Raw genomic sequence first — 3,698 nt, 5'->3', positions numbered from 1 at the left:
GGGAGGGGAGTACGTCACCTCGTCTATTGACCCAAAAAATAGCGAACCTCACACCCTGCCAATGGGCGATGTATTGTGGGCTTTAATGAAAAAAAGACGAAAATATATTACAGGAAATTGGGTATTTCCGTCCGCCAAATCTGCAAGCGGACACATTGTCAATATCTCCAAAGTGCGTGAAAAAATCAATAATGAATGTGGTGTCAAATTTACTTTTCACGATTTACGCCGCACATTTGCCAGCATTGCCGAGAATTTAGATTACGGTCAATATACAATTAAACGCCTGCTAAACCACAAAGATGACGATAACGATGTAACGGCAGGATATGTGCAAATCAGCGATAAAAAACTACGCCAAGCAATGAATGAAATTGAAAGTACCGTATTGGGAGAATGGCGAGAATATTTATTAGATGAATATAATAAAAAAGCCCTATCATAGGGCTTTTTGATAATTATAATAATTGGGGTCAGAAGTATGTGGCACTTTGCCGAATTTATTTAAGTAATCTATTACATCTGACTTTTGGTAATAAATAACTTTTTTACTGTGTTTGATAAAAGGAATGCCGTCCCCATTACAGCGTTTGGCTTGTAGCCACGACAGCGACTTATTTAAAATAATCGCAATCGTAATGGGCGGGAAAACAGCGTCATCGCTTGCCGACCAAAAGCGGTCGGACTCGGATTTGGCTTGTTCTGGGGTTAATGTTTTTAGTTTTGACATTTATACTCCTAACAATTATCGTGTGGAATAGATAGCGTTGCCATGCGTGTTGTTGTCTTATCAAACCCTTTGGGGCTATATCCCTTACAGTCGTAATTGGGAATAAGTTGTCTATACTGCACCCAGTTGGTAAAGTTGCCCGAGCAAGGTACATCATCAATAGTGAAATGTGTAATACCGTCTGATGTACTTTCAATATCAATCGGTGTTGCACAATGTTCAAATGCTGAAGCGTGGACTGGCTCACTATTAACTAACTTATCATAGATAGCCAGTGCTTTCTCAATGCTTGTGTCATTCTTGCGATAACTAACTTGTGCTGCACATGAGCAAGAGATTTTGATGGCTTCTTCTGTGGTCAAGTATCTGATATTCTCATCATTATCCCAGATGTAATATTCAAGAGTATCATCAATACCGTGTCGTGAGTGGTTCACATAAGGTGTATGCCATTCGCCAGCTCGTAATTCATTAGGTTCACTTTCCTGCATTGCTTGATACATCTTATCAGCCAGTTCTTTAATTTCAGGTTGTGCGTCTTTATGACAACGCAGATTAAAGAAATTGTCAAAGTTGGTCGCAGTAACCAGTGTTTTCATCATTTGAAATGGTTCAAGTACACGGTTCACGATTTGCTTGTGTAAACCAAGATTCTTTAACTGGTAAGCATGATGAATGGCTGAGTCTCTTGCATTGCACCATGCTTCGTTACAAGCATCAATATCTGCCTGTTCATCTTTTGCTTGCATACCACTTTGATTCAATCCCCAATGAACAGGTATGGCAGGGTTGGTTTGCACCTGTTCAATCATCTTATCAATGGGGATAGCACGGCTTGACGCAGCATTACGACTGAACTGACGATGCGTCATGAGTTCGCTGTGAATAAAGCGATGATACTCTAATTCAAAAGTCGTAATACGCTGTCCTGTGTGTGCTGACACGCTGTCAGCGATAATAGTTGCTTTAATCATTTTCTATCTCCAATATAATAAATCACCATAATCAGTTGGACTACAAAAAGAGCTACGGCATTACCAATCGTAACATATTTCGCCCAACCGTCTTTATAAATTAACATCTCAATCCCCCAAAACCACTTCGCCATCTACACTCTAATCCTTTACCATCAATAATGGCTTGTAACGCTTCTTGTGGGGTTAAATTCATTCTCATTCTCCTAATTTATTCACGGCATTCACCAGCTCTGCCAAATCATCTTTGGTCAAGGTTAAGGTCTTGGAGCTGGCACGGCGGTTTAAAAAGATTTTGACTTTGCCTTTTTCTACTTGGTAACCCATAAAAGGATTGGGCGTAAAAGGGCGGTTTCGTTTTTTAGCATGCAAGATTTCAGCTTGTGATGAAGTAACATCATTTTCAACTGCTTTAAGCATATAGCCTACGCCGTCAAACTCAACATTCATGTGTTTTAAGGCGGTTTTTACGGTCTTATTAGACAGCTTGGTGGCGGTCTGAATTTGACCGATGGACAGCCCCAAATCTGACGCATTTAGGGCGTGTTCAATTTTTGCGATGACGGTTTGTAGTTGGTCGGTCATTGTGTTGCTCCTTAAAATGGAATGTCATCATTTTGATACACTGTCTGTGGTGGTCGTTGCATGGCGGTGTCAGGACTTGCCATCATACCTTGTGGGTACTGTCGTTGGTAGCCTTGCGTTGGGCTGCCATTATTTTTGTTTGTTTCACGCTCGGCTGCATTGCGACTGTTCTCAGATGACTTTTTAGCATAAGCAATAGAGCCTTCAATTTGCCCTTGTGCTGGTGGTAAATTTTCCAAAAACTGCTTGGCATTCTGGGTGGATTGGTGATGGTACACGGCTGATAGGTTTAGATTGTGCTTAATGCCGTTTTGACCGTTGTAGTGATTTTCTGAAAAAATCACGCCCACATACGCTCCAATCATCTCAGAGGCAATCAAACCTTGCTTATCTACCACACACCCAGCTTCAAAATCATAAGTTTTGTAAGTACCTTGTGTTTGATTAAGTCCTGCAATGTTATTAAATGCAAGTATGGCGTTAATCTGATGATAGCCTGACAGCTGCTCACCGCTTGAATTTTCGAAATAAATCTTGATGTCATCAGCGGTCTCATTATTGGCATTGACAAAATTCACACTTAAAAATTTCGCACCGCCTTGTGATACGCCCCAGTACGCTTGGGTGATTTTGGCGGCATGAAATTCATGGGCGGATAGGCGACTTGAACCACCTGCTTTTTTGGCGGATTGGTCGTTGCGTGTGAAAAAATAGCTCATTTTATTGCTCCTATTTTAGGGTTTTGGGTAGGTTGTAATAGTCGCAGATGGCATCATCTACAGCGTTTAAGTCATTGGGAATGAGACGGTCAGCAAACATCTCAAAGGGGGCTTTAACGGTGGTAAAACCGTTGTTTTGCGTTAAAAAGAAATGCTCGCCGTTCTCGATGTGTGTTTGTAGCACGATGCCGACCATGCCCTCAGGTGTGATTTTCTCATCCAGCAATTTACCAATGGTTTTTAGCTTGGTTTTGCCATCTACTTCATCGGTATGGCTTAGAATATACACACGCTGATAGGGCTTCATCTGATAGTTAATGATATTTAAGATTTCCCAAATGTTTTTGCCATTTTGCGTGTATTTATCAAAGCCTTTGATGTCGCTATCTCTCATAAACTGATTGCTCATCAGATATTGAAAGTCATCAATGACAATAATGGGCTTGGTGGATTTGACGAGCAAATCTTGAATGTAGCGTGTATCATCTGTTACCACCTGTTTAAAACTTGCTCCACGAAAGGGCAAGTATTTGCCGACTACATTAATAAATCCGACCTGCTCGGGCGGTAGGTTTCTTAGCGAAAAGGATTTACCGCTTCCGCTATGACCTAAAATAAATGCACCGATTGCCATCACCCAATCCTTACATGCTTATTTTGCACGAGCGTTACGCCATCAATCACCACGCC

At 41.2% G+C, this 3,698-nt stretch carries 6 protein-coding genes; 1 reads left to right on the top strand and 5 read right to left on the bottom strand.

Features of this window, described 5'->3' with window-relative positions; genetic code table 11:
• Nucleotides 1-445: tyrosine-type recombinase/integrase (locus B0181_RS10880; RefSeq protein WP_158078973.1), on the top strand; the 445-nt coding region annotated here is incomplete at its 5' end.
• On the opposite strand, the gene B0181_RS10875 is transcribed toward B0181_RS10880, so the two are convergent.
• The 5 genes from B0181_RS10875 to B0181_RS10855 form a co-directional block, all read right to left on the bottom strand.
• Complete coding sequence (locus tag B0181_RS10875; protein ID WP_078277516.1) at nt 440-730, bottom strand: DNA-binding protein; 291 nt, start codon at nt 728-730, stop codon at nt 440-442. The two genes, B0181_RS10880 and B0181_RS10875, sit on opposite strands and share 6 nt — an antisense overlap.
• 8 nt (nt 731-738) lie before the next feature.
• Nucleotides 739-1,704, bottom strand: a complete 966-nt coding sequence (locus tag B0181_RS10870; RefSeq protein ID WP_078277515.1) for an FAD-dependent thymidylate synthase — start codon at nt 1,702-1,704, stop codon at nt 739-741.
• Nucleotides 1,705-1,902: 198 nt separating this feature from the next.
• Nucleotides 1,903-2,289, bottom strand: a complete 387-nt coding sequence (locus B0181_RS10865; RefSeq protein WP_078277514.1) for a hypothetical protein — start codon at nt 2,287-2,289, stop codon at nt 1,903-1,905.
• An 11-nt stretch (nt 2,290-2,300) separates the two neighbouring features.
• Nucleotides 2,301-3,008 carry a hypothetical protein gene (locus tag B0181_RS10860; RefSeq protein ID WP_078277513.1) on the bottom strand — a complete coding sequence of 236 codons (708 nt, stop codon included), beginning with the start codon at nt 3,006-3,008 and terminating at the stop codon, nt 2,301-2,303.
• 10 nt (nt 3,009-3,018) lie between these two features.
• Nucleotides 3,019-3,642: an ATP-binding protein gene (locus B0181_RS10855; protein WP_078277512.1), complete on the bottom strand. Its 624-nt coding sequence runs from the start codon at nt 3,640-3,642 to the stop codon at nt 3,019-3,021.
• Nucleotides 3,643-3,698: the final 56 nt, after the last annotated feature.

Origin of the sequence: Moraxella caviae (assembly GCF_002014985.1) — a bacterium.
GTDB lineage: Bacteria > Pseudomonadota > Gammaproteobacteria > Pseudomonadales > Moraxellaceae > Moraxella > Moraxella caviae.
Note: the sequence above shows the minus strand (reverse complement) of the source record. Positions and strands in the feature narration are given on the sequence as shown.

Coding starts and splice junctions, on each gene's coding strand:
- B0181_RS10855 (WP_078277512.1), bottom strand. CDS start 3,642: ATGGCAATCGGTGCATTTATTTTAGGTCATAGCGGAAGCGGTAAATCC.
- B0181_RS10860 (WP_078277513.1), bottom strand. CDS start 3,008: ATGAGCTATTTTTTCACACGCAACGACCAATCCGCCAAAAAAGCAGGT.
- B0181_RS10875 (WP_078277516.1), bottom strand. CDS start 730: ATGTCAAAACTAAAAACATTAACCCCAGAACAAGCCAAATCCGAGTCC.
- B0181_RS10865 (WP_078277514.1), bottom strand. CDS start 2,289: ATGACCGACCAACTACAAACCGTCATCGCAAAAATTGAACACGCCCTA.
- B0181_RS10870 (WP_078277515.1), bottom strand. CDS start 1,704: ATGATTAAAGCAACTATTATCGCTGACAGCGTGTCAGCACACACAGGA.